This is a genomic window from Providencia sp. PROV116 (assembly GCF_028482485.1).
Classification (GTDB): domain Bacteria; phylum Pseudomonadota; class Gammaproteobacteria; order Enterobacterales; family Enterobacteriaceae; genus Providencia; species Providencia rettgeri.
Genome location: NZ_JAMPQO010000021.1, coordinates 36,671 through 63,502, shown reverse-complemented (window position 1 = coordinate 63,502; position 26,832 = coordinate 36,671). Strand labels below are relative to the sequence as shown.

Here is a 26,832-nt window from a genome sequence, read left to right as displayed (position 1 = left end):
TAAAGATTTAGGGGATTATAACGCTATGCAGGATGACAGGATAGGCATTATCGCTTGAACAACGTATAATGCGTCCCAATTTGAGTTGATAATGGAGATAACACCATGCGCCCAGCAGATAGACAAGCAGACCAAATGCGCCCGATTACCATCACGCGCAACTATACTAAGCATGCAGAAGGCTCTGTTCTTATTGAGTTTGGCGACACGAAGGTGTTATGTAATGCAACTGTTGAAGAAGGGGTTCCTCGCTTTTTAAAAGGGCAGGGGCAAGGTTGGGTTACAGCGGAGTATGGCATGTTACCGCGTGCAACAAACTCACGTAATCAACGTGAAGCTGCACGAGGAAAACAAACTGGTCGTACGATGGAAATCCAACGGTTAATTGCACGTTCTTTACGTGCTGCGGTTGACCTTAAAAAATTAGGTGAATACACCATTACTTTAGACTGTGATGTTATTCAAGCGGATGGTGGTACACGGACAGCAGCGATTTCTGGTGCTTGTGTGGCGCTTGTTGATGCACTGAATAACATGGTTGAGCAAGGTAAAATTGCAAAAAGCCCACTAAAATCAATGGTTGCTGCCGTTTCGGTTGGAATTGTAAACCAAGAAGCTCTATGTGATCTTGAGTATGTTGAAGATTCTGCAGCTGAAACCGATATGAATGTTGTCATGATGGATGATGGCCGAATGATTGAAGTACAGGGCACCGCAGAAGGCGAACCGTTTAGTCATGAAGAGTTATTAGCCCTATTGGCGTTAGCTAAAACAGGTTTAAATACCATTTTTGAAGCTCAGCGAGAAGCGCTGAAGTAAGTTAATCATTAATTAGGCGGCTGAAAAGTCGCCTTTTTTATGCCTGCTGGTTCATCAACTAGTGTGCCAGCTTTGAAAATAGATAAATAATCATCAACGAGGAGAATGACCAATGAAAGCCTATCAGCGCGATTTTATTGAACTTGCCATGAAAAAACAGGTACTTAAATTTGGTGAGTTTACGCTGAAATCAGGTCGTAAAAGCCCTTACTTTTTCAATGCTGGGTTATTTAATACAGGGCGTGATCTGGCACTTGTCGGTCGTTTTTATGCACAAGCATTACAAGATAGCGCAATTGAGTGTGATGTCATTTTTGGTCCAGCGTATAAAGGGATCCCCATCGCAACGACGACAGCGGTAGCACTTTCTGAGCACCATGACATCGATATGCCATACTGCTTCAACCGCAAAGAAGCTAAAGACCATGGGGAAGGCGGCATGTTAGTCGGAAGTCCTTTACAAGGGCGTGTTGTAGTAGTTGATGATGTTATTACCGCAGGGACGGCAATTCGTGAATCAATGGAAATTATTAAACAACAACAAGCTACGTTGAATGGTGTTCTGCTATGCCTTGATCGCCAAGAAAAAGGCAAAGGTGAAATTTCAGCAGTTCAAGAGGTTGAGCGTGATTATGGCTGTAAAGTTTACTCAATTATTACCATGAGCGATTTAATCACCTATCTTGCTGAAAAGGAAGGTATGCAGGAACATTTAGCGGCTATGAAGGCTTATCGCGAACAATACGGAATTGAATAAAAAAAGCCCTCGCCCAATGATGGGCGGGGTGAGTAGTATAAATAATCGGTTATTGTAACTGAGCTAGAATTAAAGGCCAGCGCGATTCAAACTCGACGGTTGGCCGATAACGAAACTCAGAACGCACAAAACGAGAGAGCATCCCTTCACAAAAGGCTAGTAACTGAGAAGCAAGTAATGACTCATCATGAATAAACCCATGGCCATCACGTATTTTTTTCTCTTTTAACACCTGCCGTAATTGTGATTCTATACGTTCAAATAATTGGTTAATACGATCTTGCAGCCTATCTTGCTCAAACATCAGAGCATGGCCAGTCATTATACGCGTAAGCCCAGGATTTTTCTCGGAAAATCCAAGTATTAGGGCAAGTATTAGTTTAATTCTAATTATCGTATCTTTTTCATCAGTTAAAATCAGATTAATGCGCGAAACCAATGAATCTTCAATAAACCCAATAAGGCTATCGAACATTTTCATTTTACTCGGAAAATGACGATACAGCGCAGCTTCTGATACACCAACCGTAGCAGCAAGTTTTGCTGTTGTAATACGTTGGCTGCCATCACTACTTTCTAACATTAACGCAAGAGCCTGTAAAATCTCATCACGTCTGTTACGTTTTTGTGTTATCGCTTTTTCTGCCATGTCTAATAAGACCCCTGCTAAAACAGCAAAACAAACTATCCAAAATTTTGCTCTTAGTAAAGAGACTTACGAAGCAAAATGGATTTAAAAAATGTTTAAAATATAAGTAATGTTGAGCAAGTTTCCTGAAAGAAAATATGCGGCTGATTGTTTTTATTCATAAAGATAGAACCTAATTTAGGTTCTATCTAGCATATTAGTTATCAGGATGTTCTATTTATTGACGGCCAGAATGACCGAAACCACCAGCTCCACGCTCTGTTGCGTCAAAATCATTAACAATATTAAATTCCGCCTGAACAACCGGGACAAACACCATTTGTGCCATACGTTCACCAGGTTCAATAGTAAAAGCTTTGTCACTGCGGTTCCAGACAGACACCATGAGCTGGCCTTGATAATCAGAATCAATGAGGCCAACGAGGTTGCCCAGTACAACGCCATGTTTATGACCTAAACCGGACCGAGGTAAGATGACCGCAGCAAGACTTTCATCTGCAATGTGAATGGCTAAACCTGTTGGAATAAGCTCTGTTTGACCTGGTGCCAAATCGATTGGTGCATCAAGGCATGCACGTAGGTCTAAACCAGCAGAACCTGTGGTGGCATAGGCTGGTAGAGGAAATTCATTACCGATACGGCTATCGAGGATTTTTAGGTCAATTTTTTTCATAACGTTGAAGTATCTCGTCAAGTAAATAGTGGCTTAATTCGTTTTTATTACAGTGAGGCAAACAGGTATCACCGTTTGCATCAAAAAGATGTAACGCGTTGTTATCGCTATTAAACCCGTTGTCTGCTAGTGAGACGTCATTGGCACAAATGAGGTCGAGTTGCTTTTGTTGTCGTTTTTGGCGTGCATATTCTTCCACATTTTGGGTTTCAGCTGCAAACCCAACAACATATGGCCTATTGTGTTTTAGACTTCCGACACTAGCCACGATATCTGGATTTTTGATAAGTGTAATCGAAACTTCATCACCTTGTTTTTTTATTTTATTTTCAGCAATGTTTTTTGCTCGATAATCTGCAACTGCAGCGCAACCAATAAAAATATTTTGTTCAGCAATGGTTTGATGCACTTGTTCATACATCTCTAAGCCACTCATGACATCAATCCGGTTAACGCCTTCTGGTGTTTCAATATTTACAGGGCCCGCAATTAAAGTGACATCGGCACCACGTTGACTGGCTGCTTTAGCAATGGCAAAACCCATTTTCCCCGAACTATGGTTACTAATAAAGCGAACTGGGTCTAGCGCTTCCCGTGTTGGGCCCGCAGTGATCATTAATTTGATGCCTTGTAAGTCGAGTTTAGGGGTAAAAAACTCATTGGCTAGACGAACAATTTCTAGTGGGTCAATCATGCGACCAGGGCCAATATCACCACAGGCTTGGCTACCTGCATCTGGCCCCCAAATCATACATTGACGTTGTTGCAATTTGATTAAATTTTCTTGGGTTGCTTTTGCTCGGTACATTTGTTGGTTCATTGCTGGCACAAGTGCAATCGGTGCTGCGGAAGCAAGGCAAACTGTTGTGAGTAAGTCATTTGCCATTCCTGCACTGAGGCGAGCAATTAAATCCGCAGTAGCCGGTGCTAGAATAATGAGATCTGCCCATTTAGCCAGTTCAATATGGCCCATAGCAGCCTCAGCAGCAGGGTCTAGCAGGTCATCAGAAACGGGATGCCCTGAAACGGCTTGCAAGGTTAAAGGTGTAATAAAGGCTTTAGCACCTTGAGTCATCACAACGCGTACTATCGCACCTTTATCGCGCAAACGGCGGGTGAGTTCAGGGATTTTGTACGCAGCAATGCCCCCACTAATACCAATAACTATCTGCTTACCTAATAGTGACAGTTGATTCATTATTTTTATCCAATTCGGTCAACATGGGAGGCATATTACCACAGAGAAGCGCGAGGTGGCGCGCTCGATTTTTCATCACAATACTATTTTTGCGAAGCGCTACGCAAACCCTTATGAGAGTGATTGTGAATGTTTTTTAGACTAGATAAAAAGGAAGCAAGGGATTTAGGGACAAAAAATATGATGAGTGAACATCTAGACCTACCACCAAGGGAAAAGCTACTCGCATACGGGGCAGCTGCGTTATCTGATGCTGAACTACTCGCTATTTTTCTACGTACAGGGAGCCAAGGCGAACCCGTTTTACAGCTTGCGAAGCGTTTAATACAGGAGTTTGGTTCAGTATATTTGCTTCTACAAGCAGACTACGAAAAACTCAAGCAATGTAAAGGAATGGGGAGTTGTAAATTTACCCAATTACAGGCTGTGAGTGAATTAGCTCGCCGTTTTTTCTCTGAACAATTTTTACATGAAGATGTGATGACTGGGCCTGAACAGTTGAAAGCAAAGTTGTTGGATTTGTTCGCAGGGCAAGAGCGTGAAGTTTTTGTTGTGATATTTTTAAATAATAAAAATCAAATTATTTGTCATGAAGAGTTGTTTAAAGGTACTTTAAACAAAGTTGAAGTTCACCCCAGAGAAATCATTCGCTTTGCCATAAAAATGAATGCAAACGGGATTATACTCGCCCATAACCATCCATCAGGTAATCCGGAACCAAGCGTAGCAGACAGGCAAGTGACAGAGCGTATCCAACGTGCTTGTACTATTATGGGGATTAAACTACTTGACCATTTTGTCGTTGGGCATAAGCAATGTGTGTCATTTGTGGAGCTAGGATGGTTATAAAATTATTTTTTTGCCTAAAAAATGACAACTTTCTTTGTGTTGGGCTTGAGTGAAAACGATGGAAAGCGTATACTACGCCACCTTTAAGGATCTTGGGTTTGGCGAGAAGGGCCTATCTCAGTAAATTTTTACGTTTTAGTAAAGTAAATCTTTATTTAGGTATCAACGGTTTTTTCAGTCAATGAAAGTTTGCTGAGATGGGCTCCTAAGCCTGACGAGGCGGCCATACCCAGAACAAAAAAGCTCGAGCTGATTAGATTTTTGGAGAATAGACATGTCACGAGTCTGCCAAGTTACTGGCAAGCGTCCAATGAGCGGTAACAACCGTTCACACGCATTAAACGCGACCAAACGTCGTTTTTTGCCAAACCTGCACTCTCACCGTTTCTGGGTTGAGTCTGAGAAACGTTTCGTAACACTGCGTGTATCTGCTAAAGGTATGCGTGTTATCGATAAAAAGGGTATTGATGCTGTTCTTGCTGAACTGCGTACCCGTGGTGAGAAGTACTAAGGAGCTAAAAAATGGCTAAAGGTATTCGCGAGAAAATCAAGCTAGTCTCTTCTGAAGGTACAGGTCATTTCTATACCACTACGAAGAACAAGCGCACAATGCCAGAAAAACTGGAACTGAAAAAATTCGATCCAGTTGTTCGTAAGCATGTGATCTACAAAGAAGCAAAAATCAAATAATTTTGCTTTCTGCGTTAAAAACTCAGCTTCGGCTGAGTTTTTTTTTACCTAAAATTTGGGTTGTCGCGGATATGCGCATTCGAAGCTATGACCATTATTATGAAAGTAGTAACATAGTGAGTATTCATTGAATTAATAATGATATTTGTTGTCGAATGACTATTGTCTTTTACATATAGACTTGATTAAGAGTGCCTGGTGAAAAAACAGTTTAAAAAAATTCTTGTGATCAAGATGAGGTTTCATGGGGACATGTTGCTGACAACACCCGTTATCAGCTCATTAAAACACCGATATCCTGATGCTGAAATTGACGTTTTGCTTTATCAGGATACTATCCCCATTCTCTCTGAAAATGCTGAAATTAACGCTTTGTACGGCATGGCGGGGAAAAAAAGTAGTGGGCTGAGTAAAGCATGTAATTTTATTAAGCTACTGCTAAAGCTGCGTAAAAATAAATACGATTTAGTTGTTAACCTTGCAGATCAGTGGATGGTGAGTGTATTAGTTCGGGCTATTCCTGCTGACACAAAAATTTCCCATCAATTTACCCATCGAGATTCTAAATACTGGCGTAATAGTTTTACGCATTTGATAGAACCTGAAGGCGAACACGTTGTTCTGAATAACCTATCAGTGCTCAAGCCGTTAGAAATAAAAGAATTAAAAACGCATCTAACGATGTCTTATTCAGAGCAGGATTGGAAAAATATTGATGAAAGGTTACTAAGCTTAGGTGTCCATAGCAGCTATGTCGTTATTCAACCAACAGCGCGCCAAGCTTTTAAGTGTTGGGATAATGAAAAGTTTTCAGCCGTCATTGATGCATTGCAGTCTCGTGGTTATCAAGTGGTTTTAACATCGGGACCGAGTAAAGAAGATTTAGAATGTATCAGTGATATTGCAAATGGTTGCCAAACAACGCCTGTTACTGAGCTTGCAGGAAAGACTTCATTTCCAGAGTTAGGCGCACTGATTGCTCATGCAGCTCTATTCATCGGTGTTGATTCTGCACCGATGCACATTGCTGCTGCAGTCAAAACACCAATTGTGTGTCTTTTCGGTGCGACAAATCATATTTTTTGGCGGCCTTGGAGCGATAATAGTGTGCAATTCTGGGCCGGAGACTATGAACCTATGCCTCCGCGAGATGAACTTGACCGCAGTAAAAAGTATTTATCTATTGTCCCTGCATCCGATGTAATTAAAGCCACAGAGAAAATATTGCCGATGAATATTCGCTCTATGATGACAAGGTATTAACATGAATCTGGCATTTTGCTTATATAAATACTTTCCGTTTGGTGGGTTACAGCGGGATTTTCTACGTATTGCAACGGAATGCCAATCACGTGGGCATCACGTACGTGTCTATACCCAATCATGGGATGGTGATAAGCCTAGCGGCTTTGAAATTATTATCGTGCCGGTGACATCAAAAACGAATCATGGGCGAAACGCACAATATTGTGACTGGGTGTTGGCGCATTTAAAGCAGCATCCTGCTGAGCGGGTAGTTGGTTTCAATAAAATGCCAAGACTAGATATTTATTATGCAGCAGATGTCTGTTATGCACAAAAAGTCGCTGAAGAAAAAGGCTTTTTTTATAAGCTGACGCCTCGTTACAAACACTATGCCGCATTTGAAAAAGCTGTTTTTGCAGTGGGAAAGCCGACACAATTACTCATGTTAACGCCACATCAAATTAGTCATTTTAAAGAGCATTATGGGACTGAAGATGTGCGTTTTCATATGCTGCCTCCCGGTATTGCCCAAGATAGAAAGTATGATAAGCAAGTTGCGAATGCTAAAAAAGTTTATCGTGAAAAAAATCAAATACCTGAATCTGCATTTTTAGTATTGCAGGTGGGTTCTGACTTCAAACGTAAAGGCGTCGATCGGACCATAAAAGCCATTGCGGCATTGCCCGATGATATTAAGAAAAACACGCTATTGATGGTAGTCGGTCAAGATAAACCAGTGAAATACCAACAGTTAGCGAAAACGCTAGGAATCGGCTCACAAGTCTCTTTCTTTAGTGGACGTAATGATATTGCAGAATTAATGGCTGCAGCCGATATATTAATGCACCCGGCTTATCAAGAAGCTGCTGGTATTGTGTTATTAGAGGCAATTACCGCGGGTTTACCGATTATTGTCACAGAAGTGTGTGGATATGCTTCATTTATTAGCCAAGCCAAATGCGGTATTGTGGTAAATGAGCCCTTTGAGCAAACGGTTCTGAACTTGGCTCTAGAAGATAGTTTAAAAAATCCGGTTCAATTAGCACAATGGGCAAGTAATGCGCGATATTTTGCCGATACAGAAGATTTATATAGTTTACCAGAAAAAGCCGCAGATATTATTTTAGGGGAAGCGAATGATTGAGTTAAAACCCCCTTTTAGTGAATTGTGGAAGAATAAAGATCCATTTATCGAGGTGGATAAGCTACAAGGTGAAGTTTTTCGTGCGTTAGAATCGCGTAAAACTCTGCGTTTTGAACTTGAGGGACGCAGCTATTTTATAAAAATTCATTATGGGACTACACTAAAGGAAGTTCTTAAAAATCTATTTTCTTTTCGGTTGCCGGTATTAGGCGCTGATCGAGAGTGGAATGCTATTCATCAACTGACTCAAGTGGGAGTTGACACGATGAATGGTCGAGCTTTTGGGCAAAAAGGGATTAACCCTCTTCGTCGTCACTCCTTTATTATTACTGAAGATCTGACCCCGACGGTGAGTTTGGAAGATTATTGTGCAAATTGGCTAGATAACCCGCCAACTTTTAGTACCAAACAAATGATTATTCGTCGTGTTGCGAAGATGGTGCGTAAAATGCACGCGACCGGTATTAACCATCGTGATTGTTATATTTGCCATTTTTTACTGCACTTGCCATTTACGGAAAATGAAGAACAGTTAAAAATATCAGTAATTGATTTACATCGGGCACAACTCAGAAATTCTGTTCCAACCCGTTGGCGCAATAAAGATTTAATTGGTTTATATTACTCATCATTAAATATTGGGCTAACTCAGCGTGATATTCTTCGTTTTATGAAAATCTATTTTGGCTTATCGCTGCGAGTTATTTTGCACCAAGAAACATCATTGATAGCTAAAGCGGAAAGCAAAGCTGCACAAATTAAAGAACGCACAATTAGAAAGTCATTGTGAGTCAAAGAGAGAAGAGAGATATAAATGTTCTTCAATAAAGAAAATGCGGTTACACAGCAAATTGATTTATCGTCACCAGACGCTATTGTTAATAATGATAGCTTACATATTTCCTATGGGATTGACCGTAATTTTCTATATGGTTGTGGGATCTCGATTGCTTCTCTATTAAAAACAAATCCTGATATCTCTTTTTCATTTCATGTGTTTACTGACTACTTTGATGATGAGCAAAGTAAATTATTTAAACAGCTCGCAGAGCAATATAAGACGAGTATTAAAGTTTATTTAGTTGACTGTGAACAGCTTAAATCGCTTCCAAGTACCAAAAATTGGTCATATGCAACTTATTTCAGGTTTATTATTGCGGATTACTTTTCAAACCAGCTAGATAGAATGATCTATATGGATGCAGATATTATGTGTCAAGGAACGCTGCAGCCACTGTTAAATATTCCGTTTAAAGATGATGAAATAGCTGCAGTTGTCCCAGAAAGGGATAGCATTTGGTGGCAAAAAAGAGCTGATGCGTTAGGGATCCCGAGCATCGCTTCGGGATATTTTAATGCAGGTTTTTTAGTCTTAAATTTAGTGAATTGGTCAAAATTTGATATCTCAACGAAAGCAATGGACTTACTTTCTCAAGATGTTGTTAAAGCAAAATTATCCTATTTAGATCAAGATATCTTAAATATGCTATTAACAGGGAAAGTCATTTACCTTGATGGCAAATACAACACTCAATATAGTATTAATTATGAGCTGCAAAAAGGTAAAAAAGAGAACCCAATAACGCCTGAAACTGTATTGATTCATTATATTGGCCCAACTAAGCCTTGGCATGAGTGGGCTAATTACCCAACAGCTCAGCCCTTTATTAATGCAAAAAATGCATCACCTTGGAAAGACATTCCGTTACTGAAGGCTAACAGCAGTAATCATTTGCGCTATTGTGCTAAGCATATGTTTAATCAGGGAAAAATTCTCTCTGGTATAAAAAATAATCTTCAGTATTTTTTGGTTAAATTAAGTAAATAATAATTGGGCAAGTTATGTCTTTTTTAGATAGAAATGAAAGTATTCTCTCAAAGTATAACAAAGCTTTGGTGCTAATCTTTGTTGTTCTTTTTTTTGTGGAAAATGTAACCAGATATAAGCATATTCTGTTCTATTTGATGATAGCCACATCTTTGGTTTATCTGTCTTTAGATACAAAAAAAGTGCTAAAAAGATTAAATAATAAACTTTTATATTTAGTTATTGTTTTTTCTATTTTTCTTTACGTATCAACATCTTATTCAAATATATTAAGTGTATCTATTAAAACTATTAACAATAATTTATTGAATTATGGAATACTAAGTTTATCACTTTTATTGCCAATTATTTTATATAGAGAAAGCCTAAAAGAGATTTCAAAACTATTATTAACGAGTTTTACTGTATCGTTAGCCTTAGTTTTACTTGTTGAGTTATACCGCTACTATATAGCCTATCAGCAGGGTATCTTACCGTTTACTACCTATGATTTTAGGCATGTTTCGGATGCGTTAGTTTTCTTCTTTCCAATACTTCCTATTCTTTGGTATTTATTGCCTAAATCTAGACTTATTTATTTCTATATTTTAAGTATTGTATTTCTGTTTGTTTTACTTGGAACGTTAGCTCGAGGGGCATGGGTTGCAGCCGCAGTCGCGGGGTTATTATTTTTGTGTTTTAAACGTCCTTGGAAGCTAATTGGAGTTGTATTATGCCTTTCGGTAATTTCACTTATTTCAATTAAACTAATTTATCCCGATACAAGTAATAAACTGTTTTATAAGCTAGAGCAGACAGATAGCTCTCACCGTTATACTAATGGTACGCAAGGAACCGCTTTTGAGCTTATACTGGAAAATCCTATAATTGGCTATGGGGTTGGTGATAAAATATATCATGAGAAATACAACAGTGTAGTTAAACATCACCCTAAATGGATCGCTAGATATTCTATTGGGCCCCATAATATTTGGCTTTATATTTGGTTTGGTGCGGGTATTGCTGGGCTAGTGATATTTAGTGCAGTATTTTTGTCAATGTGCTATTCCTCAATGAAAGGGATAAAAAATAGGACTAATGAACCGGAAATTTACTTTGCCTTCATTGCATTGCTGTTAAGCCTTATTAGTTTCTATCTCGTTCGTGGGATGTTTGAACAAGTGGACCTTAAGCCTTTAGGTATTCTTTTAGGTTTTTTAATCGCCATGATGGGACATAGTTCAACTAAGCAGAAAAGAGTGTGCCATGAATAACCTGATAACAAATAAATACCTACTAAATGAGGGGGCTAATACGAGTAATTCCTCATTACCATGTCTTGATGTTATTTATGGTTCGGATGAAAACTATCAGTTTGGTGCTGGTGTTTCAGCGGTCTCTTTACTTATTAATAACCCAAATACGCTCTTCAGATTTCATTATTTTTTAGATAAAGTCAGCCCTAGCTTTTTAGAGAAGCTGAAGGTTATTTCTCATCAGTTTCCAGCTGAATTTCATATTTATGAATTGGATAATCAATTACTAAAAACATTGCCAGCTTCTGATATTTGGTCTTCAGCAATGTATTTTCGGTTAGTTGCTTTAGACTATCTCTCGAAAGATTATGATGTTGCTCTATATTTGGATGCGGATGTTATCTGTAATGGCCAATTGAATTTGGCGGCTGATTTAATTAAAGATAAAGTTTGTGGTGTTATTGCCGATGACATCGGTGTAAGAACAAAAAGTGAGACACGGCTTCACACTCCAAAGTTAGCTGAGACCTATTTTAACTCGGGTGTTATGTTTGTGAACTTAAAAAAATGGCACGAAAAACGAGTTACTCAGCAATGTTTCGAATTGTTATCTGCAGAAAATGCGAAACAACGATTTAAGTACCCAGATCAAGATGTGTTAAACCTTATTTTAAGGAATGACCTGATATTACTTAATCAGAAATTTAATACGGTTTATACACTAAAAAATGAACTGTATGACCGAACTCATCAAAAATATCAAACCATTATTACACCTGAAACAGTTTTAATTCATTACACGGGGGTGAGTAAGCCTTGGCATAAATGGGCGAACTATCCTTCTTCTCAGCCTTTTTATAAAGCATTAGCACAATCACCTTGGACAAAGGATGATTTAAAGTGTGCCACTAAATTTGCTGAAAGGAAAAAAGAGTACAAGCACTTATTAAAGCAAGGCTCTTATTTATCAGGTATTTTGTCAGGCATATATTACTTGTTTGAAAAACATACAAAAAAAAGAAAATAATATGATGATTAATAAGATTGTCTTAACAGTTTCACCTATATTTTCTATACCTCCTAAAAGTGCGGCTGCAATTGAATCGTGGATGTACAATGTCGCTAAACGATTAGACATTGAAAACCGAATCGTTTGTATACGAAATGATGGATATAGCGCTCATTCTGTTGTTAATGAGTATTGTGAAATTGAGCGTATTAAGTTTGGAAAAGTGTATACAAGACTATTTAAGAAATGGACAAGGTTAGACCCATATTCTTATGCAGATAGAATTGTCAAAATTAAACATCAATTTTCGCCAAACCCGAATAAAAGTGTTATTTTTGTTCACAATCATATTAAATCCTTCAAAAAAATAATTAAGAAAGAAGGACATAATAATGTTGTGTTACACATGCATAATTTGTACGAGCCTAAAGATGTCCCTGAAGACATAAAAATCATTGTGCCAAGCCATTTTATGAAAAATTGGTACAGAGAACGTTTACCAAATGCGCTTATTGAAGTTGTTCGTAATGGGTTTGATGGTGAAATTTATGCTCAGCCACCTGAGGTCAAGCGTGAGGATTTTGGGCTAACAGCAGAAGATAAAATAGTTTTATTCGCTGGCCGGATCGCTAGAGATAAAGGATTACTTGAATTAATGCAGGCGTGCGAGACTTTCTTTAAAGAAGACCCTCGTTATAAGCTCGTCATTGTAGGTGACCCAAATGCTGCATTAAAAGGTGAACTAGCGCAATATCAAGACGAAGTAAAAGATTATGCAAAAAATTTGGGTGAGCAGTGTATTTTCTTAGGTGGTGTTCATCCTGAAAAAATTCGGCACTATTATTCTCTTGCGGATGTGATTGCTGTACCTTCCATCGCTCCAGAGCCATTTTGTATGGTTGCATTAGAGGCGATGGCTTCGGGTCGGCCTGTGATAGCGAGCCAGCGAGGAGCAATGGTAGAGTTTATTTCCCATAATAAAACTGGGTTTATTTTCAGGGAGCCACTTTCGCCTTTGAGTATGGCGGAGGATATTACTAGCGCGTTAAATCACCCAAATAGTCAAGAAATAGCTTACCATGCTAAAAAACATGCTTATGATAATTTCACTTGGGAAATTGTCAAAGATGAGCTCATGGGGGTAATTGCGAAATGGTATCCCTAAGCGAAAAATGCGAGTTTATATATGCCAGAACTACCAGAAGTTGAGACCAGTCGTCGTGGAATAGAGCCACATTTAGTCGGTAATACAATCTCTTACGCCATTGTACGTAACGGTCGTTTACGTTGGCCAGTTAGTGAACAAATTAAAAGTTTATCAGATGAAGCGGTTTTGAGTGTTCAACGTCGCGCTAAGTATTTGCTGATTGAGTTGCAAAAAGGCTGGATTATTGTTCACTTGGGAATGTCTGGTAGTGTGCGTATTCTGACCGAAGAATTGCCTGAAGAAAAACATGACCACGTGGATTTAGTTATGCGAGATGGCAAGGTATTACGCTATACGGATCCTCGCCGGTTTGGCGCTTGGCTCTGGTGTGATGATTTAGAAAACAGTTCGGTACTTGCACACTTAGGGCCTGAGCCATTATCAGACGCCTTTAACCCGCAATATCTTTATGAATTAGCGCAAAAGAAAAAAGTGGCAATTAAGCCATGGTTAATGGATAACAAAGTCGTTGTTGGTGTAGGCAATATTTATGCTAACGAAGCATTATTTGCGACAAAAATATCACCTGAAAAAATCACAAATACCTTAACGTTAGCTGAAATTACTGAACTAGTGTTGCAGATCAAAAAGGTGTTACAGCGCTCTATTGAACAAGGCGGTACGACACTGAAAGATTTTTTACAGTCGGATGGTAAACCGGGTTACTTTGCCCAAGAATTGTTTGTCTATGGAAAAAAAGGTGAACCCTGCTCAATGTGTGGTACGCCAATAGAAAACATTAAACAGGGGCAACGTAGTACCTTCTTTTGTCCGCAATGTCAAAAATAGCGAAACCTTGCTATTTTTTATTGAGTTTCTTTAGCATTGCCTCAGCAACCACTGGGGGTAGGAAAGACGAAATATCACCATCGTGAAGTGCAACATCCTTGATTAAAGAAGAGGAAACAAAGGATAAACTCTGCGATGGTAATAAAAATACGGTTTCCAAGTCAGGAACAAAATGGCGGTTCATATTCGCTAATTGCCACTCATATTCGAAATCAGCCACAGAACGAACGCCCCGAATAAGAATATTTGCGCCATTTTTTTGCGCAAAATTAGCCATAAGCTCAGAAAACCCAACAACTTCAACATTATCAAGGTGAGAAGTTACTTCTTTAGCAAGGGCTACGCGCTCATCAAGGGAAAACATCGGGTTTTTTCGTTGGCTATTAGCAATAGCCAACAGGACATGGTCAAACATTGCTGCTGCTCGGGTAACAATATCAACATGTCCTGATGTTACTGGGTCGAACGTACCAGGGTAAATAGCCTTGTGTATCATGATGATAGTATCTCGTTGTTTGTATTATCTATTCGAAAAAATAGCATGAATAAGCGTTAACATTATCGGCTATCTAGTAGGGTTGCAACTGTAGATGAGATTTTACTGCTATTTTTAGGTGCATATTCTACACACTTTTATTTGCGCTTTATGGTAAGATAGCGCCAATTTTGGTAAGTGAATCAGATCGAATGTTATTGCTGCGTCTATATCAGGTACTTCTTTATCTTATCCAACCATTTATATGGGTTCGCTTATTGCTGCGCAGCCGTAAAGCGCCTGCCTATCGTAAACGCTGGGGTGAACGATATGGCTTTTGTGCGGGAAAAGTAAAACCTCAAGGTATTTTATTACATTCAGTTTCTGTCGGGGAAACCCTCGCAGCCGTTCCACTAGTCCGCGCACTTCGCCATCATTATCCGTCTTTACCAATTACAGTAACCACGATGACACCAACGGGTTCAGAGCGTGTTCTTTCTGCATTTGGTGATGATGTCGACCACGTTTATTTACCTTATGACCTTCCTGGCTCAATGCACCGCTTCCTGAAACAAGTCGACCCAAAACTTGTGATCATAATGGAAACTGAGCTATGGCCAAATATGATTAACCAGTTGCATAAACGTAAAATTCCATTGGTTATTGCAAATGCAAGACTTTCTGAGCGCTCTGCTGCAGGGTATCAAAAGCTAGGCAGCTTTGTGAAACGAATGCTTCGTAATGTCACCATGGTCGCAGCACAGCATCAGGAAGATGGTGAACGTTTCGTTCAATTAGGGTTGCGGCGAATGCAATTGAGTGTCACGGGGAGCCTGAAGTTTGATATCTCTGTGACGCCTGAATTAGCTGTCAGAGCAATAACTTTACGCCGCCAATGGGCGGCGCATCGCCCAGTCTGGATAGCGACCAGCACTCACGAGGGTGAAGAAGCGATTGTCTTAGAAACACATCAAAAATTATTATCTGGTTTTCCTGATTTATTGTTAATTTTAGTCCCTCGTCATCCAGAACGCTTTGCCAAAGCAGAAGAACTAACTCAAAAAGCCGGTTTAACCTTTATTCGTCGCAGTGCGAATACGATTCCTTCCGCAGATGTTCAAGTGGTGATTGGTGATACCATGGGTGAACTGATGCTGTTATATGGAATTGCAGACATTGCTTTTGTCGGGGGAAGCTTGGTAGAAACTGGAGGGCATAACCCGCTCGAAGCGGCAGCTCATGCGCTACCTGTGTTAATGGGGCCTCACACATTTAATTTCAAAGATATTTGTGGAAAACTAACTCAAGCAGATGGCTTAATTACGGTGACAGACAGTGAATCAATGGCTCAAGCCGTGACAAGTTTACTTTCTGATGAAGATTACCGGTTATATTATGGGCGCCATGCCGCTGAGGTTCTTCATGAGAACCAAGGCGCTCTTCAACGATTATTAAAACTGTTACAACCCTATTTACCCCCGAGAGAGCAATAAAGCTAAGTAATGTCTTTTTTTGAGTATTAACTTGAACATTACAGCAATGAATTGCGAATATTTTATGGCACATCCTAGTATTGCATTTAAACTATAGTAGACTGCCTCGTTTATTATAGAGTCATTCGATTTGGTTTATTACTATTAGGGTAGTATCCAAATGGAATGTTGGAACTTTTGCTTATCTTTTTAAGACTATATGCCAGCCACTAATCAATCAATTTCAAATAAATATGTTTATTTATGGGTCATAAGCTATGCCATAGTTTGGATCTTAGCGAGTTTTTATTTCGACCCAACCGTACCTTATGACACAGTAGAAGCAGTGAACTGGGGAATGAATGGGGAGTGGGGATCACCTAAAAACCCATGGTTTGTTGGCGTCATGATGTGGCCTGCAATTTACCTTGATATCTCCTACAGCTTTTATTGGTATTTTAGCCATTTTGTCGGTATTGCATTTGGTTTACTTGGGGTGTGGAAGCTAACCTTTCGTTTGACTGGGCGTCGTGATTTCGCTTGGTTTGCAATGCTAATGTTGAATTTATCTGGTGTCATTAATTTCGATATCATTCCTTATAATGATAACTATATTTTAGTGACATTATGGCCTTGGGTTATCTATTTCTTTTTACGTGCTGTTGATGATAACCCTGCATGGTGGTTACCGTTTGCCTTATTTGCGGGTCTTGCAACTATGGGTAAATACTCAACCTTGGCGCTAGTTGGGTCTGTTTTCTTATTGACCCTATTCGTAAAACAAGTTCGTCAAAGTTATCGTCATCCTGTTTTTTACCTTGCGATTGCTTTATGGTTTGCTTTGGTATTGCCAAATTTCTTTTGGTTGATGGCAACGGACTTTTCGGCGTTCAAATGGGTAGATTCACAAATCGACCCTGGGTTTAATCTTCATACCACACAAGCCGCACTTAGCGTGTTTTATCCGTTAGTGATTGCTGCGATTATTGTTTATTGCAGTGGCGGAAAGTTAGGGTGGCCTAAAGCGTTGCCTAACCGCATGGCTAACTTTATCCTTCTTTTTCCACTGGTTGTGATATACGGCTGGTTCTCTTTCCACGATGGTGGTCGAATAACTGAATGGTTGCAGCCATTTATGGCTATTAGTGCGCCTTTATTTGTTGGCTCAATAACCGTGATGCCAAGAAAACCGTTTAAGAAGTCATTGGTTGGTTTTGCCATTTTTGGTGTTTTAGTCGTGGTTGGTTATATCACGGTTCAGGCAGCGAATATCCGTGGAGCAGGGCAAAAATTTATTGGCGTAAAAACCTTGATAGCAGACGGGGAACAGCGTTGGTATCAGCGATATGGCACGCCAGTTAAATATGTTGGTGGAGAAGATAACCAATATCAATGGTTTATTATTTATGGCAAGGATAGACCGCATGTGATCCAACCCTGGTCAATGGAAAAACATATGCCGCCAAATGTGTACAACCGTGATATTACTGAAGCCGAAATTCGTCAACATGGTGCATTATTGCTGGGCAAGAAATATGATGATTGCGCCCATGAAAACTTTGCCAAGGTACGTAAGTTCTGGCCACAATTTACGATAGAAAAAGAAGATGTGATTTATCGTTCTGAACCGGATGCCGCCCCTGAAACCATGTGCTTTGGGTTTATTGCACCAGAGAAATAATTACTAGTTGAGAATAGAGCCTTTTTAAAGGCCTATTCTTACAAGTTAGACTTATTTATCGAATTAATTTTAGTGATATAGCTAAACGCATAAGACGATTGTATTTTGAACCATTATTAAATAGTTTAAATACATTCCGCCATTTCATATACCCTAAGTAATTTAATTGGAAAATATTTGGGTACTTACTTACACAGGTTAAAAATACACCTTGGTCATCATCAATAATACCTGAAGATAAAAACTTCTTTTGTGTCTCAAAGACAATTCTACAAAATTCAGGCCATTTTTCTTTACTAGCGACTAAAACACCGCCGATTATATGTGGGTCATTACTTAATATTGTTTTTAAGATTGACTGTTCATCAGTGAGGTTTGAAGTATCTTGTATAGTAAATAAGTGAATCTTATTTTCACTGAATGGGTGGTACCATTCATTAATTCCATAAATATTTTCATTATTTCGGATATAACCAAAATCAACCCAAGCAGCGAGAGCATTATCAACTAAACCTAGGTCAATGGCCTTTTTGACAAAATAAGGTTTTAGATTATTAATTAAAACATATTCAGGTGACCAATATTCAGGGAATCGTAATAATTTTGGGTCGATTAGTTGTTTAAATGTACCACTGCTTTGAATTCGTTCTATTTTTTTGATAATAAATTTGAATTTTTTATGGAGATCAATCGTAATGATATGAGTTGTTTTACCTTTTCTCATTGAAAGGATTTTTTCTTGTAAATCCGATGTTGTAAAAACAACAATCGTGTTTTCAAGCTTTGCTAATCTACTGAAATACTTATAGTAGGTATTATTTGTGCACTCTAATGAGTTAGATCGGCCATTTTTTCTATTCCAATTTCCTCTACCGATGTCAAAAAATGCCGTTATGATTGTAATTGAATTATTCATTATAATTAATGTCTGGTATTGAGTAGACGAAAAAAGATTGCCTACGTAAATGATGCGGTAAAAGACTAAAAGGCTTGAGTAGCTAAGATACCTTTCTATAGAAAATGTTTCAACTGTTCATAAGTGTAGATAGCACTTATATCCTCAATATGGTTATTCGGAGATTTAATCGTATGCTGCCCTTGCCCATATCCCCCAATCAAGCCGGGGTCGGTGGGGCCAAAGAGGGTAAAATTAGGTTTATCAAGTGCCGCTGTTAAATGGCTAAGCCCAGTATCGACAGAAACCACCGCTTTAGCGTTTGCAATTTGCTGTGCAACTTCAGCTAACGTGAGTTTAGGTAAGACCTCAACAAAATCAAAGCCTTTTGCTAATCGTTCTGCACGTTGCTGCTCATGAGGTGCTCCCCAGGGCAATTTGATTTTGATACCACTTTCAGCCATCAGTCCAATAAGTTCTCGCCAATTTTCTTCAGGCCAATGTTTGTCATCACGGGTAGTTGAATGCAAAAAAATGACATAAGGGCTTTGATGCTCTTCTTCTGACTGCAAAAAGTGTCGAGCAATCGCGTAATCGCCTTGTTGTGTTGGGCAGGTGTAACCAAGACTTTTGGCAAATAACTGGCGAATACGTTCAACGGCATGTTGCTGCTTACTGATAGCATAACGATGGTCATAAAAGAAGCTGGCTAATGGTTCGCGAATACTATGGCGGTCATAGCCATGTTTATCACCATGCGCTAAGCGGGTGACAAGAAAAGCGCTCTTTAATAACCCTTGTGCATCAATGACAGCATCATAATGTGTTGCTTGTAATTTCTTGCGAAATTCGGCACGTTCGGCTCTGATCGGCGCAGAAAACCAATTTTTTCGCCAGCGGCGAATGGCCACAGGGATCACCTGGTTAACGGCACTGTGCCATGTTGGAATTTGCGCGAAGCCTTCCTCAACGACCCAATCGAATTGAATACCCGATATGGCTTGCTGTGCATCGGTCAGTGCAGGTAATGAGTGTAGAACATCTCCCATTGAAGATGTCTTGACTAATAATACTCTCATCATTCAATACCTATATTTAACCGAGTTAACGCATCGATAACTAATTGAGGCTGGATATCAATCAAGCTTTGGTGATAACCACTTTCACCGTCACCTTTACGCACTTTGTGATACCCCGTAATTAGGCGAATGACTTCTGCTTTATCTGATAATGGCGGGGTAAAATCAGGGCTACTTGGGCCATACAAGGCGACAAGAGGTTTATCTAGCGCTGCCGCGACATGCATCAAACCAGAGTCATTACTGACAACTGCATTACAGGCATCGATTAGATTAACGGCTTGTTCTAAAGATGTTTTACCTGAAAAATTATGGCAATGTAATTTCGCATCATCGGTCAGCTCTAGACGAATGGCTTCACCTGCCTCGTGGTCTTTTTGTGAACCAAATAGCAGTACTTGATAGCCTTTTTGGCTAATCAGTGTTTGAGCAAGAGAGGCATAGTGATAATGGGGCCAACGTTTGGCGGGGCCGAACTCTGCGCCAGGGCAAAAACCAATAATAGGGCGAGAACCATCAACCCCAAAGGTTTGCAGGGTTTCAGTAACTTCTTGCGGCACCGTCACTAGTTTAGGCGGTAAAATGGGTGTCGGAATATCGGAAGCTGATTTAATAGTTTGCTTATCATAAGCAAGAGCAACATATCTTTGCACCATTAAAGGAAAAGCTTCTTTATTTAGTGGACGAATATCATTGAGTAGGCCATAGCGCATTTCTCCACGCCACCCTGTTCTTTTGGGGATGTTTGCAAAGAAAGGCACAAATGCAGACTTTAAGGAATTTGGTAACACAATAGCTTGATCATAGCCATTTGCCCGCAAACTCTTACCTAATCGACGACGTTCCCCAATTTCCAAAGCACCATGTCCGAGAGGCATAGGAATGGCTTCGTTAACCTCGGGCATTTTGGCGAGTAAAGGACGACACCATTGTGGTGCCATCACATCAATCTGTGCATGGGGATGCAACGCCTTGATCGTACGATAAAGGCTTTGTGACATCATCATATCCCCTACCCATGAAGGGCCGATCACCAATATTTTCATAAATAATTTTTCAGAAATAAGCGTTACGCGTCTTTATTGAGCAAATGCATATATTCGGTGACACCTTCTGCAACCGTTTTAAATGGTGCGGTATAACCGGCGGCACGTAGCTTAGTGAGGTCAGCTTGTGTGAAGCTTTGGTAGCGACCTTTTAATTTTTCAGGAAATTCAATGTATTCGATAGCCACATTTTTATCTTTGTGGAATTCAGTGACTGCATCAGCAACAGCTTGGAAAGATTCCGCACGTCCTGTTCCGCAGTTAAAAATACCTGAAACATTATTTTCCCAGAACCATAAGTTTACCGCAGCCACATCACCCACATAAATAAAGTCACGGCGGAAAGTATCGCTCCCCTCGAACAGTTTTGGACTTTGCCCTTCATTGATTTGTTTATTTAAGTGATAAGCAACGCTTGCCATGCTGCCTTTATGGTCTTCATTTGGCCCATAGACGTTGAAATAGCGGAAACCACAGATTTGTGAGTTAGCTTCAGGCAGGATTTCACGCACATATTGGTCAAATTGGAATTTCGAATAACCATAGACATTTAATGGTTTTTCAAATTGGCGCTCTTCAATAAAGTTATCGCTACGACCACCATAGGTTGCCGCGGAAGAAGCATACAAGAATGGGATTTCGCGATCCAAACAATAGTGCAGTAACTCTTTCGAATACTGATAGTTATTGTCCATCATATACTTGCCATCCCACTCCGTGGTTGACGAGCAAGCACCTTCATGGAATACCGCATCGACATCGCCGAAATCATCACCCGCAATGATACTGCCAATAAAATCTTCTTTATCTGCATAATCCGCAATATCAAGGTCAACAAGGTTAGCGAATTTAGTCCCGTCTTTCAGATTATCAACGACTAGGATATCTGTACGGCCGATTGCATTTAGGGCTTTAATAATATTGCTGCCAATAAAACCAGCTCCGCCAGTGACTATGATCATTGGATATACCTCAAATGGGTTAAGAAAATAGAATCGTAATTGGTGACTATAATAACATCTCTTGGCGCTGACGGTAGCATTGATAGAAGAGAATTGAGCTAACACTTAAATGAGAACAAGGGAAATATCGTGATCTTGGCTACAAACTTGACTTATTTATGCTGTGAATATCGCTACGTGTAGAGACTATTATTAAACTCAATTAATAGTCACTTTACAGGAAGAAATCATGTCAGAAAGATTTTATCAGCAGATTCAAGAGCAATTGGTACAAATTGAAGCCGACGGGTTATTTAAAAACGAACGCATTATTACGACTTCACAAGATGCTGACATTGAAATTGCAGGTGGCCAGCGAGTTATTAATTTCTGTGCTAACAATTATCTTGGTCTTGCAAACCACCCAGAACTCATCGAGGCCGCTAAACAAGGAATGGATAGCCATGGTTTTGGGATGGCGTCTGTGCGCTTTATTTGTGGAACGCAAGACAGCCACAAAATTTTAGAGCACAAATTGGCGGATTTTCTGGGTATGGAAGATGCGATCCTTTACTCATCCTGTTTTGATGCAAATGGTGGGCTGTTTGAAACCTTATTAGGACCGGAAGATGCCATTATTTCAGATGCATTAAATCATGCATCAATTATTGATGGGGTTAGGTTAAGTAAGGCTAAACGCTACCGTTACAGCAATAACAATATGGTGGAATTAAAAGCACGTTTAGAGGAAGCCAAAACAGCAGGGGCTCGCCATATTTTGATTGCCACAGATGGTGTGTTCTCGATGGATGGTGTTATCGCGGATTTAAAATCCATTTGTGACCTTGCCGACGAATACCAAGCATTGGTGATGGTGGATGATTCACATGCTGTTGGTTTTGTTGGGGAAAATGGCCGTGGTAGCCATGAGTATTGCGATGTAATGGGGCGTATCGATATTATCACGGGGACATTAGGTAAAGCCCTCGGCGGTGCATCCGGTGGTTATACGGCAGCGAAAAAAGAGGTCGTTGAATGGCTGCGTCAGCGTTCTCGCCCTTATTTATTTTCGAACTCACTCGCTCCTGCAATTGTAGCCGCATCTATCAAAGTGATCGATATGATGAAAGAAGGTCATTCATTACGTGAGAAGTTATGGCGTAATGCTGTGTTATTTAGGGAAAAAATGACAGCAGCGGGTTTCACCTTGGCTGGAGCAGACCATGCCATCATTCCTGTCATGTTAGGTGAAGCTAAACTTGCCCAAATTTTTGCAGAAGAGTTACTTAATGAAGGTATTTATGTCACGGGCTTTTTCTATCCTGTTGTACCGCAAGGTCTGGCACGTATTCGCACTCAGATGTCTGCAGCGCATAGTGAGGAGGATATTTTACACGCTGTTGATGCATTCACCCGCATTGGTAGAAAACTAAAAATAATCAAATAAAAGGTCTTTTATGAAAGCACTGTCCAAACTGAAAGCTGAACCAGGTATATGGATGACGGATGTTCCGAAACCGGAACTCGGGCACAATGATGTGATGATCAAAATTCGTAAAACTGCGATTTGTGGTACGGATGTACATATCTATAACTGGGATGAATGGTCACAAAAAACTATTCCTGTTCCAATGGTTGTCGGTCATGAGTATATAGGGGAAATTGTTGCAATTGGGCAGGAAGTCAAAGGCTTTAAAATTGGTGACCGAGTGTCAGGGGAAGGGCATATTACTTGTGGCCATTGTCGAAATTGTCGCGGCGGGCGTACCCATCTTTGCCGCAATACAATTGGAGTTGGGGTTAACCGAGAAGGGTGTTTTGCTGAATATTTGGTGATCCCCACATTTAATGCTTTTAAAATTCCCGATAACATTCCTGATGAAATAGCGGCGATTTTTGACCCATTTGGTAACGCAGTTCATACGGCACTTTCCTTTGATTTAGTGGGGGAAGATGTGCTGGTTTCCGGCGCTGGGCCTATTGGCATCATGGCAGCCGCAGTGTGCCGACATGTGGGAGCACGACATGTTGTTATCACGGATGTGAATGATTATCGACTTGAACTCGCGAAAAAAATGGGGGTTTCCCGCGCCGTGAACGTCAGTCGTGAAAATTTAAAAGACGTGATGAACGAATTGGGAATGAAAGAAGGTTTTGATGTTGCATTAGAAGTTTCTGGTGCTCCAGCCGCTTTTCAGACCATGTTAGACACCATGAACCACGGTGGCAGAATCGCCCTATTAGGGATTCCTCCTGCCTCAATGGCAACGGATTGGAGCCAAGTGATCTTTAAAGGGTTATTTATTAAAGGGATCTACGGCCGAGAAATGTTCGAAACATGGTACAAAATGGCGACACTCATTCAATCTGGTTTAGATTTATCACCAATTATCACTCATCAATTCCCCATTGATGAGTTCCAAAAAGGCTTTGATATCATGCGTTCAGGCCAATCTGGTAAAGTGATTTTAAACTGGGATTAAATTTTTATCATATCCAGTCCCCTTCTTGGCTTTTGCACTAAGAAGGGGGAATACAAATGGCTTACTGCTGTTGCTTGAAAAGCGGGCGTTTTTGCGCTTTATCGCCCGAAACCAGCAGGGGTTGTAAAGCCTTATCGTTATAAATACTCTCAACAACAAACATAATAAAATCAATTCCCTGTCGCTTAGAGATTGGTAATGTAAACTCACATATACCGAGCTCTTGCGGAACTGGTTGGCTAACGGTCTCAGGTTGCCCAATAACAGCTTCTTCGGTTGGCGCTGTTTTTATTTCATTTTGCATCGATTGTTCGGACTGAGGCTGTGCCTTCTTCGCTTCTTCAGATAACATTCTTAATGATGTTGATTGTTTAGTTTTAGATTGAGGGCTTAGCAGAGCACTAACGGCAACTAATTCAACATCAGCAGGAAGTTGGGCAAGGTATTTTTGCAAGGCTCGAACGGTAGATGGGTGCGGATGGCCAATGGCAACCGCACTGCCGTGTTTACGCGCGTAAGCAACGGCTTTATTCAACTGAGTGCGGGTTTCTTCTTCCGATTGGTGGTTATCAATAAAAATATGGCGACGTAACGTGGGAACGCTGTACTCTTTGGCAGCATTACCTGCTTGAGTATTGCCAATAGTCACGCTATCGAGGAAAAACAAGTTTGACTTTGACAGGCTGTGCATCACATGGCGCATTCCTGCCAAGTTAGACGTCATCTCACTTCCCATATGGTTATTCATACCTTTTGCATAGGGAACCCGGCTTATTGCATTTTTAATAATACGGTCAATTTCCTCTGCACTCATCGATGGGGCCAATGTGTCTTTCTCTAATGGTTGCTTGCTCAATGGTTTCATTGGCATATGGATGAGAATATCACGTCCTTGCTGATGCGCTTTTTCTGCGACTTCACGGCCATGAGGTGAGCTTGGTAAAATGGCAATAGTCACCGCTGGGGATAAGGCTAAAATTTGGTTATCTTCCTTGACGCGATATCCGAAATCGTCAATCACAATCGCTAATTTTGCAGCACTCACCGGTAGACACATCATCAATAATGAGAAGAGAATGAGTGGCCGAAAGGGAAAGTGCTTCAACATAATGTTATCCTAATTAATTGAATTTAAAATTTATCGTCCTAACCATGGACGAGGGTTCACGGTTTTACCTTGTCTGCGAATTTCAAAATAGAGGGCAGGACGTTCTTGGCCGCCACTGCTACCCACTAAGGCGATAGGTTGGCCCGCTCTAACCTCTTGGCCAACATTCACTAAGGCACTTTGGTTATAACCATACAGGCTCATATCCCCTTTACCGTGCTCAACGACGACAACGAGCCCATAGCCTTGCAACCAGTCAGCCAGTAACACACGCCCATCAGCGATGGCTTTGACTTGCGTTCCTTCATTAGCGGCGATAACCATGCCTTTCCAACGTAGTTCGCTGGAAATGACATCACCGTAGTTATGAAGCAATGAGCCGCGAACCGGCCAAATAGCTTGCCCAGCAGGGCGCCCTAAACCGCCAGTACGGGACATCAGTGAACGTTCACTCTCTGACGGTTTATAGGTTGAGCCTTTTTGTTTGGCTTGACGCTCTTTTTCAGCGACTTGTGCGCGAATACGTGCCGCTTCTTTTGCCTCTCGCTCTGCTCTGGCCTTAGCTTCACGTTCGGCGCGAGCAATTTTGTCGCGTAATCTCGCTTCGTTTTGTTTTAGAACAGCAAGATTTTTTTGGTCTTCTTTTAATGTACTTTCAAGGGCATTTAAGGTTTTTTGCCGTGAAGCACGTGCATTATCCAACTTTCGTTTTTCTTGTTGCTGGCGAGCCAGCGTTGTTTTTTGTTCGGCTTGTTTTTTTTGTTCGAGTTGTTTTTGTTCTTGTAGCTCTTTAGTGGTTTCTTCTAATGCGGCAATGTTTTTTTCACGCGCTTGATTTAAATAGCTGTAATAGGCCAAAATACGTTCTTCTCGCTGGCCTTCTTCACCTTTGAACATGAGGGTTAACCCTTGGTGTTTACCTAACCGGAAGGCAGCGTCTAGTTGGTCAGCTAATAATTTTTCTTGTTGTTGTTTTTTGGTTTGTAGCTGCTTGATATTGCTATTTAAGGAAACAATTTCTTTATCTAATTGTTTTAGCTGATTTTGAGTTTCATGCAGGCTACGCCCTGCGGCGGAAATACTTTGCTCTTGTTGTTTAAGTTGTTCAAGCAGTGCTGAGCGCTTGGCTTGTTGTTCTTTTACGCTTTTTTCTTTTTCAGCAATACTTTTGAGTAAATCATGTAATTGCCCTTTATTTTCAGTGATCTGGTTGGCAAACACAGTTTGTGTTGGGGCGAGCGCAAGCAACCCTAACCCAAAGAGAGCGCTAATAGCCTGACGAATAAATGAAATTTTCATTCGATGATGTGTATTGGCCATCGTGATAAATCACCTCAATTAAATGCAATAACTGATTATTTCATCTGCAAGTGATGGTTTCCAGCACTGTCTAACAAATAGTATTGAAAACATTTATAAATTCGGACTTTTGCCCTGAATCAGAACTATATTAAGTCAAATAACACAGTTTTATTATCACTGATTTATTTTGTATAGCCAGTATTCAATACTTTTTTCTTATTCACTGCCTATTTGAAGCACGATTTAGACCTGTTTCGC

The 26,832-nt window shown here is 40.2% G+C and carries 27 protein-coding genes; 17 read left to right on the top strand and 10 right to left on the bottom strand.

Annotated elements, in window-relative coordinates; all coding sequences use genetic code 11:
* Positions 1 to 105 precede the first annotated feature (105 nt).
* On the top strand, positions 106 to 819 hold the full coding sequence (gene rph / locus PSE72_RS14795; RefSeq protein ID WP_004265108.1) for a ribonuclease PH: 714 nt from the start codon (positions 106 to 108) through the stop codon (positions 817 to 819).
* 112 nt (positions 820 to 931) lie between these two features.
* The gene (gene pyrE / locus PSE72_RS14790; protein WP_115168213.1) at positions 932 to 1,576 is read left to right on the top strand and encodes an orotate phosphoribosyltransferase; all 645 of its coding nucleotides are present in this window, start codon (positions 932 to 934) and stop codon (positions 1,574 to 1,576) included.
* Positions 1,577 to 1,625: 49 nt separating this feature from the next.
* On the opposite strand, the gene slmA is transcribed toward pyrE, so the two are convergent.
* The 3 genes from slmA to coaBC all read right to left on the bottom strand — a co-directional run bounded on the left by slmA (position 1,626) and on the right by coaBC (position 4,096).
* Positions 1,626 to 2,225, bottom strand: a complete 600-nt coding sequence (slmA, locus tag PSE72_RS14785) for a nucleoid occlusion factor SlmA (RefSeq protein ID WP_004906897.1) — start codon at positions 2,223 to 2,225, stop codon at positions 1,626 to 1,628.
* Positions 2,226 to 2,442: 217 nt separating this feature from the next.
* The gene (gene dut, locus PSE72_RS14780; RefSeq protein WP_115168212.1) at positions 2,443 to 2,898 is read right to left on the bottom strand and encodes a dUTP diphosphatase; all 456 of its coding nucleotides are present in this window, start codon (positions 2,896 to 2,898) and stop codon (positions 2,443 to 2,445) included.
* A complete protein-coding gene (gene coaBC, locus PSE72_RS14775) occupies positions 2,885 to 4,096 on the bottom strand; it encodes a bifunctional phosphopantothenoylcysteine decarboxylase/phosphopantothenate--cysteine ligase CoaBC (RefSeq protein WP_115168211.1) in 1,212 nt (403 codons plus the stop codon). The genes dut and coaBC overlap by 14 nt, the downstream gene beginning before the upstream one ends.
* 180 nt (positions 4,097 to 4,276) lie before the next feature.
* Here coaBC and radC point away from each other — a divergent pair, with 180 nt between their 5' ends.
* The 11 genes from radC to mutM all read left to right on the top strand — a co-directional run bounded on the left by radC (position 4,277) and on the right by mutM (position 14,092).
* Positions 4,277 to 4,945 (top strand): RadC family protein, encoded by a 669-nt coding sequence (gene radC, locus PSE72_RS14770; RefSeq protein WP_419182201.1) that lies wholly within the window; start codon positions 4,277 to 4,279, stop codon positions 4,943 to 4,945.
* 274 nt (positions 4,946 to 5,219) lie between these two features.
* On the top strand, positions 5,220 to 5,456 hold the full coding sequence (gene rpmB, locus PSE72_RS14765) for a 50S ribosomal protein L28 (protein WP_004265123.1): 237 nt from the start codon (positions 5,220 to 5,222) through the stop codon (positions 5,454 to 5,456).
* A gap of 11 nt (positions 5,457 to 5,467) precedes the next feature.
* Entirely contained in the window at positions 5,468 to 5,635 is a 168-nt protein-coding gene (rpmG, locus tag PSE72_RS14760) for a 50S ribosomal protein L33 (RefSeq protein ID WP_004265124.1), read from the top strand.
* Positions 5,636 to 5,833: 198 nt separating this feature from the next.
* Entirely contained in the window at positions 5,834 to 6,898 is a 1,065-nt protein-coding gene (gene rfaQ / locus PSE72_RS14755) for a lipopolysaccharide core heptosyltransferase RfaQ (protein ID WP_042851478.1), read from the top strand.
* 1 nt (position 6,899) lies between these two features.
* Positions 6,900 to 8,024 (top strand): glycosyltransferase family 4 protein, encoded by a 1,125-nt coding sequence (locus PSE72_RS14750; protein WP_115168210.1) that lies wholly within the window; start codon positions 6,900 to 6,902, stop codon positions 8,022 to 8,024.
* On the top strand, positions 8,017 to 8,814 hold the full coding sequence (gene rfaP / locus PSE72_RS14745; protein WP_115168209.1) for a lipopolysaccharide core heptose(I) kinase RfaP: 798 nt from the start codon (positions 8,017 to 8,019) through the stop codon (positions 8,812 to 8,814). The genes PSE72_RS14750 and rfaP overlap by 8 nt, the downstream gene beginning before the upstream one ends.
* Positions 8,815 to 8,838: 24 nt before the next feature.
* A complete protein-coding gene (gene waaO, locus PSE72_RS14740; RefSeq protein WP_115168208.1) occupies positions 8,839 to 9,852 on the top strand; it encodes a lipopolysaccharide 3-alpha-galactosyltransferase in 1,014 nt (337 codons plus the stop codon).
* Between the two features lie 14 nt (positions 9,853 to 9,866).
* Positions 9,867 to 11,105, top strand: a complete 1,239-nt coding sequence (gene rfaL, locus PSE72_RS14735; RefSeq protein ID WP_115168207.1) for an O-antigen ligase RfaL — start codon at positions 9,867 to 9,869, stop codon at positions 11,103 to 11,105.
* Positions 11,098 to 12,114, top strand: coding sequence for a glycosyltransferase family 8 protein (locus PSE72_RS14730; protein ID WP_209102526.1), 1,017 nt, complete (start codon positions 11,098 to 11,100; stop codon positions 12,112 to 12,114). The genes rfaL and PSE72_RS14730 overlap by 8 nt, the downstream gene beginning before the upstream one ends.
* On the top strand, positions 12,086 to 13,261 hold the full coding sequence (locus PSE72_RS14725) for a glycosyltransferase (protein ID WP_245211149.1): 1,176 nt from the start codon (positions 12,086 to 12,088) through the stop codon (positions 13,259 to 13,261). The genes PSE72_RS14730 and PSE72_RS14725 overlap by 29 nt, the downstream gene beginning before the upstream one ends.
* A gap of 21 nt (positions 13,262 to 13,282) precedes the next feature.
* A complete protein-coding gene (gene mutM, locus PSE72_RS14720) occupies positions 13,283 to 14,092 on the top strand; it encodes a bifunctional DNA-formamidopyrimidine glycosylase/DNA-(apurinic or apyrimidinic site) lyase (protein WP_115168206.1) in 810 nt (269 codons plus the stop codon).
* Positions 14,093 to 14,102: 10 nt separating this feature from the next.
* Here mutM and coaD read toward each other — a convergent pair whose 3' ends face one another.
* Positions 14,103 to 14,588 (bottom strand): pantetheine-phosphate adenylyltransferase, encoded by a 486-nt coding sequence (gene coaD / locus PSE72_RS14715; protein WP_004906920.1) that lies wholly within the window; start codon positions 14,586 to 14,588, stop codon positions 14,103 to 14,105.
* A gap of 191 nt (positions 14,589 to 14,779) precedes the next feature.
* Between coaD and waaA the strand changes: the two genes are divergently transcribed.
* Together waaA and PSE72_RS14705 are read left to right on the top strand one after the other, a co-directional pair.
* Complete coding sequence (gene waaA, locus PSE72_RS14710) at positions 14,780 to 16,060, top strand: lipid IV(A) 3-deoxy-D-manno-octulosonic acid transferase (RefSeq protein ID WP_115168205.1); 1,281 nt, start codon at positions 14,780 to 14,782, stop codon at positions 16,058 to 16,060.
* Positions 16,061 to 16,259: 199 nt separating this feature from the next.
* The gene (locus tag PSE72_RS14705) at positions 16,260 to 17,720 is read left to right on the top strand and encodes a glycosyltransferase family 39 protein (RefSeq protein ID WP_004906925.1); all 1,461 of its coding nucleotides are present in this window, start codon (positions 16,260 to 16,262) and stop codon (positions 17,718 to 17,720) included.
* Positions 17,721 to 17,775: 55 nt separating this feature from the next.
* Here the strand turns inward: PSE72_RS14705 and PSE72_RS14700 are convergent, their stop codons facing one another.
* The 4 genes from PSE72_RS14700 to rfaD form a co-directional block, all read right to left on the bottom strand.
* Positions 17,776 to 18,636 (bottom strand): WlaTC/HtrL family glycosyltransferase, encoded by an 861-nt coding sequence (locus PSE72_RS14700; RefSeq protein WP_115168204.1) that lies wholly within the window; start codon positions 18,634 to 18,636, stop codon positions 17,776 to 17,778.
* Between the two features lie 95 nt (positions 18,637 to 18,731).
* A complete protein-coding gene (rfaC, locus tag PSE72_RS14695) occupies positions 18,732 to 19,694 on the bottom strand; it encodes a lipopolysaccharide heptosyltransferase RfaC (RefSeq protein ID WP_115168203.1) in 963 nt (320 codons plus the stop codon).
* Positions 19,694 to 20,740: an ADP-heptose--LPS heptosyltransferase RfaF gene (rfaF, locus tag PSE72_RS14690; RefSeq protein ID WP_115168202.1), complete on the bottom strand. Its 1,047-nt coding sequence runs from the start codon at positions 20,738 to 20,740 to the stop codon at positions 19,694 to 19,696. Before rfaF ends, rfaC begins: the two co-directional genes overlap by 1 nt.
* A 23-nt stretch (positions 20,741 to 20,763) precedes the next feature.
* The gene (gene rfaD, locus PSE72_RS14685) at positions 20,764 to 21,702 is read right to left on the bottom strand and encodes an ADP-glyceromanno-heptose 6-epimerase (RefSeq protein WP_004906933.1); all 939 of its coding nucleotides are present in this window, start codon (positions 21,700 to 21,702) and stop codon (positions 20,764 to 20,766) included.
* 229 nt (positions 21,703 to 21,931) lie between these two features.
* Here rfaD and PSE72_RS14680 point away from each other — a divergent pair, with 229 nt between their 5' ends.
* Both PSE72_RS14680 and tdh read left to right on the top strand, forming a co-directional pair.
* A complete protein-coding gene (locus tag PSE72_RS14680) occupies positions 21,932 to 23,128 on the top strand; it encodes a glycine C-acetyltransferase (protein WP_115168201.1) in 1,197 nt (398 codons plus the stop codon).
* A gap of 10 nt (positions 23,129 to 23,138) precedes the next feature.
* Complete coding sequence (gene tdh, locus PSE72_RS14675; protein WP_115168200.1) at positions 23,139 to 24,164, top strand: L-threonine 3-dehydrogenase; 1,026 nt, start codon at positions 23,139 to 23,141, stop codon at positions 24,162 to 24,164.
* Positions 24,165 to 24,225: 61 nt separating this feature from the next.
* Here tdh and PSE72_RS14670 read toward each other — a convergent pair whose 3' ends face one another.
* Together PSE72_RS14670 and envC are read right to left on the bottom strand one after the other, a co-directional pair.
* The gene (locus PSE72_RS14670) at positions 24,226 to 25,272 is read right to left on the bottom strand and encodes a divergent polysaccharide deacetylase family protein (protein WP_115168199.1); all 1,047 of its coding nucleotides are present in this window, start codon (positions 25,270 to 25,272) and stop codon (positions 24,226 to 24,228) included.
* 30 nt (positions 25,273 to 25,302) lie between these two features.
* Positions 25,303 to 26,592, bottom strand: a complete 1,290-nt coding sequence (gene envC / locus PSE72_RS14665; RefSeq protein ID WP_115168198.1) for a murein hydrolase activator EnvC — start codon at positions 26,590 to 26,592, stop codon at positions 25,303 to 25,305.
* Positions 26,593 to 26,832 lie beyond the last annotated feature (240 nt).

Excerpts from the sequence above, each read along its gene's own strand:
- rph (WP_004265108.1), top strand. The coding sequence starts at position 106 with ATGCGCCCAGCAGATAGACAAGCAGACCAAATGCGCCCGATTACCATC.
- pyrE (WP_115168213.1), top strand. The coding sequence starts at position 932 with ATGAAAGCCTATCAGCGCGATTTTATTGAACTTGCCATGAAAAAACAG.
- slmA (WP_004906897.1), bottom strand. The coding sequence starts at position 2,225 with ATGGCAGAAAAAGCGATAACACAAAAACGTAACAGACGTGATGAGATT.
- dut (WP_115168212.1), bottom strand. The coding sequence starts at position 2,898 with ATGAAAAAAATTGACCTAAAAATCCTCGATAGCCGTATCGGTAATGAA.
- coaBC (WP_115168211.1), bottom strand. The coding sequence starts at position 4,096 with ATGAATCAACTGTCACTATTAGGTAAGCAGATAGTTATTGGTATTAGT.
- radC (WP_419182201.1), top strand. The coding sequence starts at position 4,277 with ATGATGAGTGAACATCTAGACCTACCACCAAGGGAAAAGCTACTCGCA.
- rpmB (WP_004265123.1), top strand. The coding sequence starts at position 5,220 with ATGTCACGAGTCTGCCAAGTTACTGGCAAGCGTCCAATGAGCGGTAAC.
- rpmG (WP_004265124.1), top strand. The coding sequence starts at position 5,468 with ATGGCTAAAGGTATTCGCGAGAAAATCAAGCTAGTCTCTTCTGAAGGT.
- PSE72_RS14750 (WP_115168210.1), top strand. The coding sequence starts at position 6,900 with ATGAATCTGGCATTTTGCTTATATAAATACTTTCCGTTTGGTGGGTTA.
- rfaP (WP_115168209.1), top strand. The coding sequence starts at position 8,017 with ATGATTGAGTTAAAACCCCCTTTTAGTGAATTGTGGAAGAATAAAGAT.
- waaO (WP_115168208.1), top strand. The coding sequence starts at position 8,839 with ATGTTCTTCAATAAAGAAAATGCGGTTACACAGCAAATTGATTTATCG.
- rfaL (WP_115168207.1), top strand. The coding sequence starts at position 9,867 with ATGTCTTTTTTAGATAGAAATGAAAGTATTCTCTCAAAGTATAACAAA.
- PSE72_RS14730 (WP_209102526.1), top strand. The coding sequence starts at position 11,098 with ATGAATAACCTGATAACAAATAAATACCTACTAAATGAGGGGGCTAAT.
- mutM (WP_115168206.1), top strand. The coding sequence starts at position 13,283 with ATGCCAGAACTACCAGAAGTTGAGACCAGTCGTCGTGGAATAGAGCCA.
- coaD (WP_004906920.1), bottom strand. The coding sequence starts at position 14,588 with ATGATACACAAGGCTATTTACCCTGGTACGTTCGACCCAGTAACATCA.
- waaA (WP_115168205.1), top strand. The coding sequence starts at position 14,780 with ATGTTATTGCTGCGTCTATATCAGGTACTTCTTTATCTTATCCAACCA.
- PSE72_RS14705 (WP_004906925.1), top strand. The coding sequence starts at position 16,260 with ATGCCAGCCACTAATCAATCAATTTCAAATAAATATGTTTATTTATGG.
- PSE72_RS14700 (WP_115168204.1), bottom strand. The coding sequence starts at position 18,636 with ATGAATAATTCAATTACAATCATAACGGCATTTTTTGACATCGGTAGA.
- rfaC (WP_115168203.1), bottom strand. The coding sequence starts at position 19,694 with ATGAGAGTATTATTAGTCAAGACATCTTCAATGGGAGATGTTCTACAC.
- rfaF (WP_115168202.1), bottom strand. The coding sequence starts at position 20,740 with ATGAAAATATTGGTGATCGGCCCTTCATGGGTAGGGGATATGATGATG.
- rfaD (WP_004906933.1), bottom strand. The coding sequence starts at position 21,702 with ATGATCATAGTCACTGGCGGAGCTGGTTTTATTGGCAGCAATATTATT.
- PSE72_RS14680 (WP_115168201.1), top strand. The coding sequence starts at position 21,932 with ATGTCAGAAAGATTTTATCAGCAGATTCAAGAGCAATTGGTACAAATT.
- tdh (WP_115168200.1), top strand. The coding sequence starts at position 23,139 with ATGAAAGCACTGTCCAAACTGAAAGCTGAACCAGGTATATGGATGACG.
- PSE72_RS14670 (WP_115168199.1), bottom strand. The coding sequence starts at position 25,272 with ATGTTGAAGCACTTTCCCTTTCGGCCACTCATTCTCTTCTCATTATTG.
- envC (WP_115168198.1), bottom strand. The coding sequence starts at position 26,592 with ATGGCCAATACACATCATCGAATGAAAATTTCATTTATTCGTCAGGCT.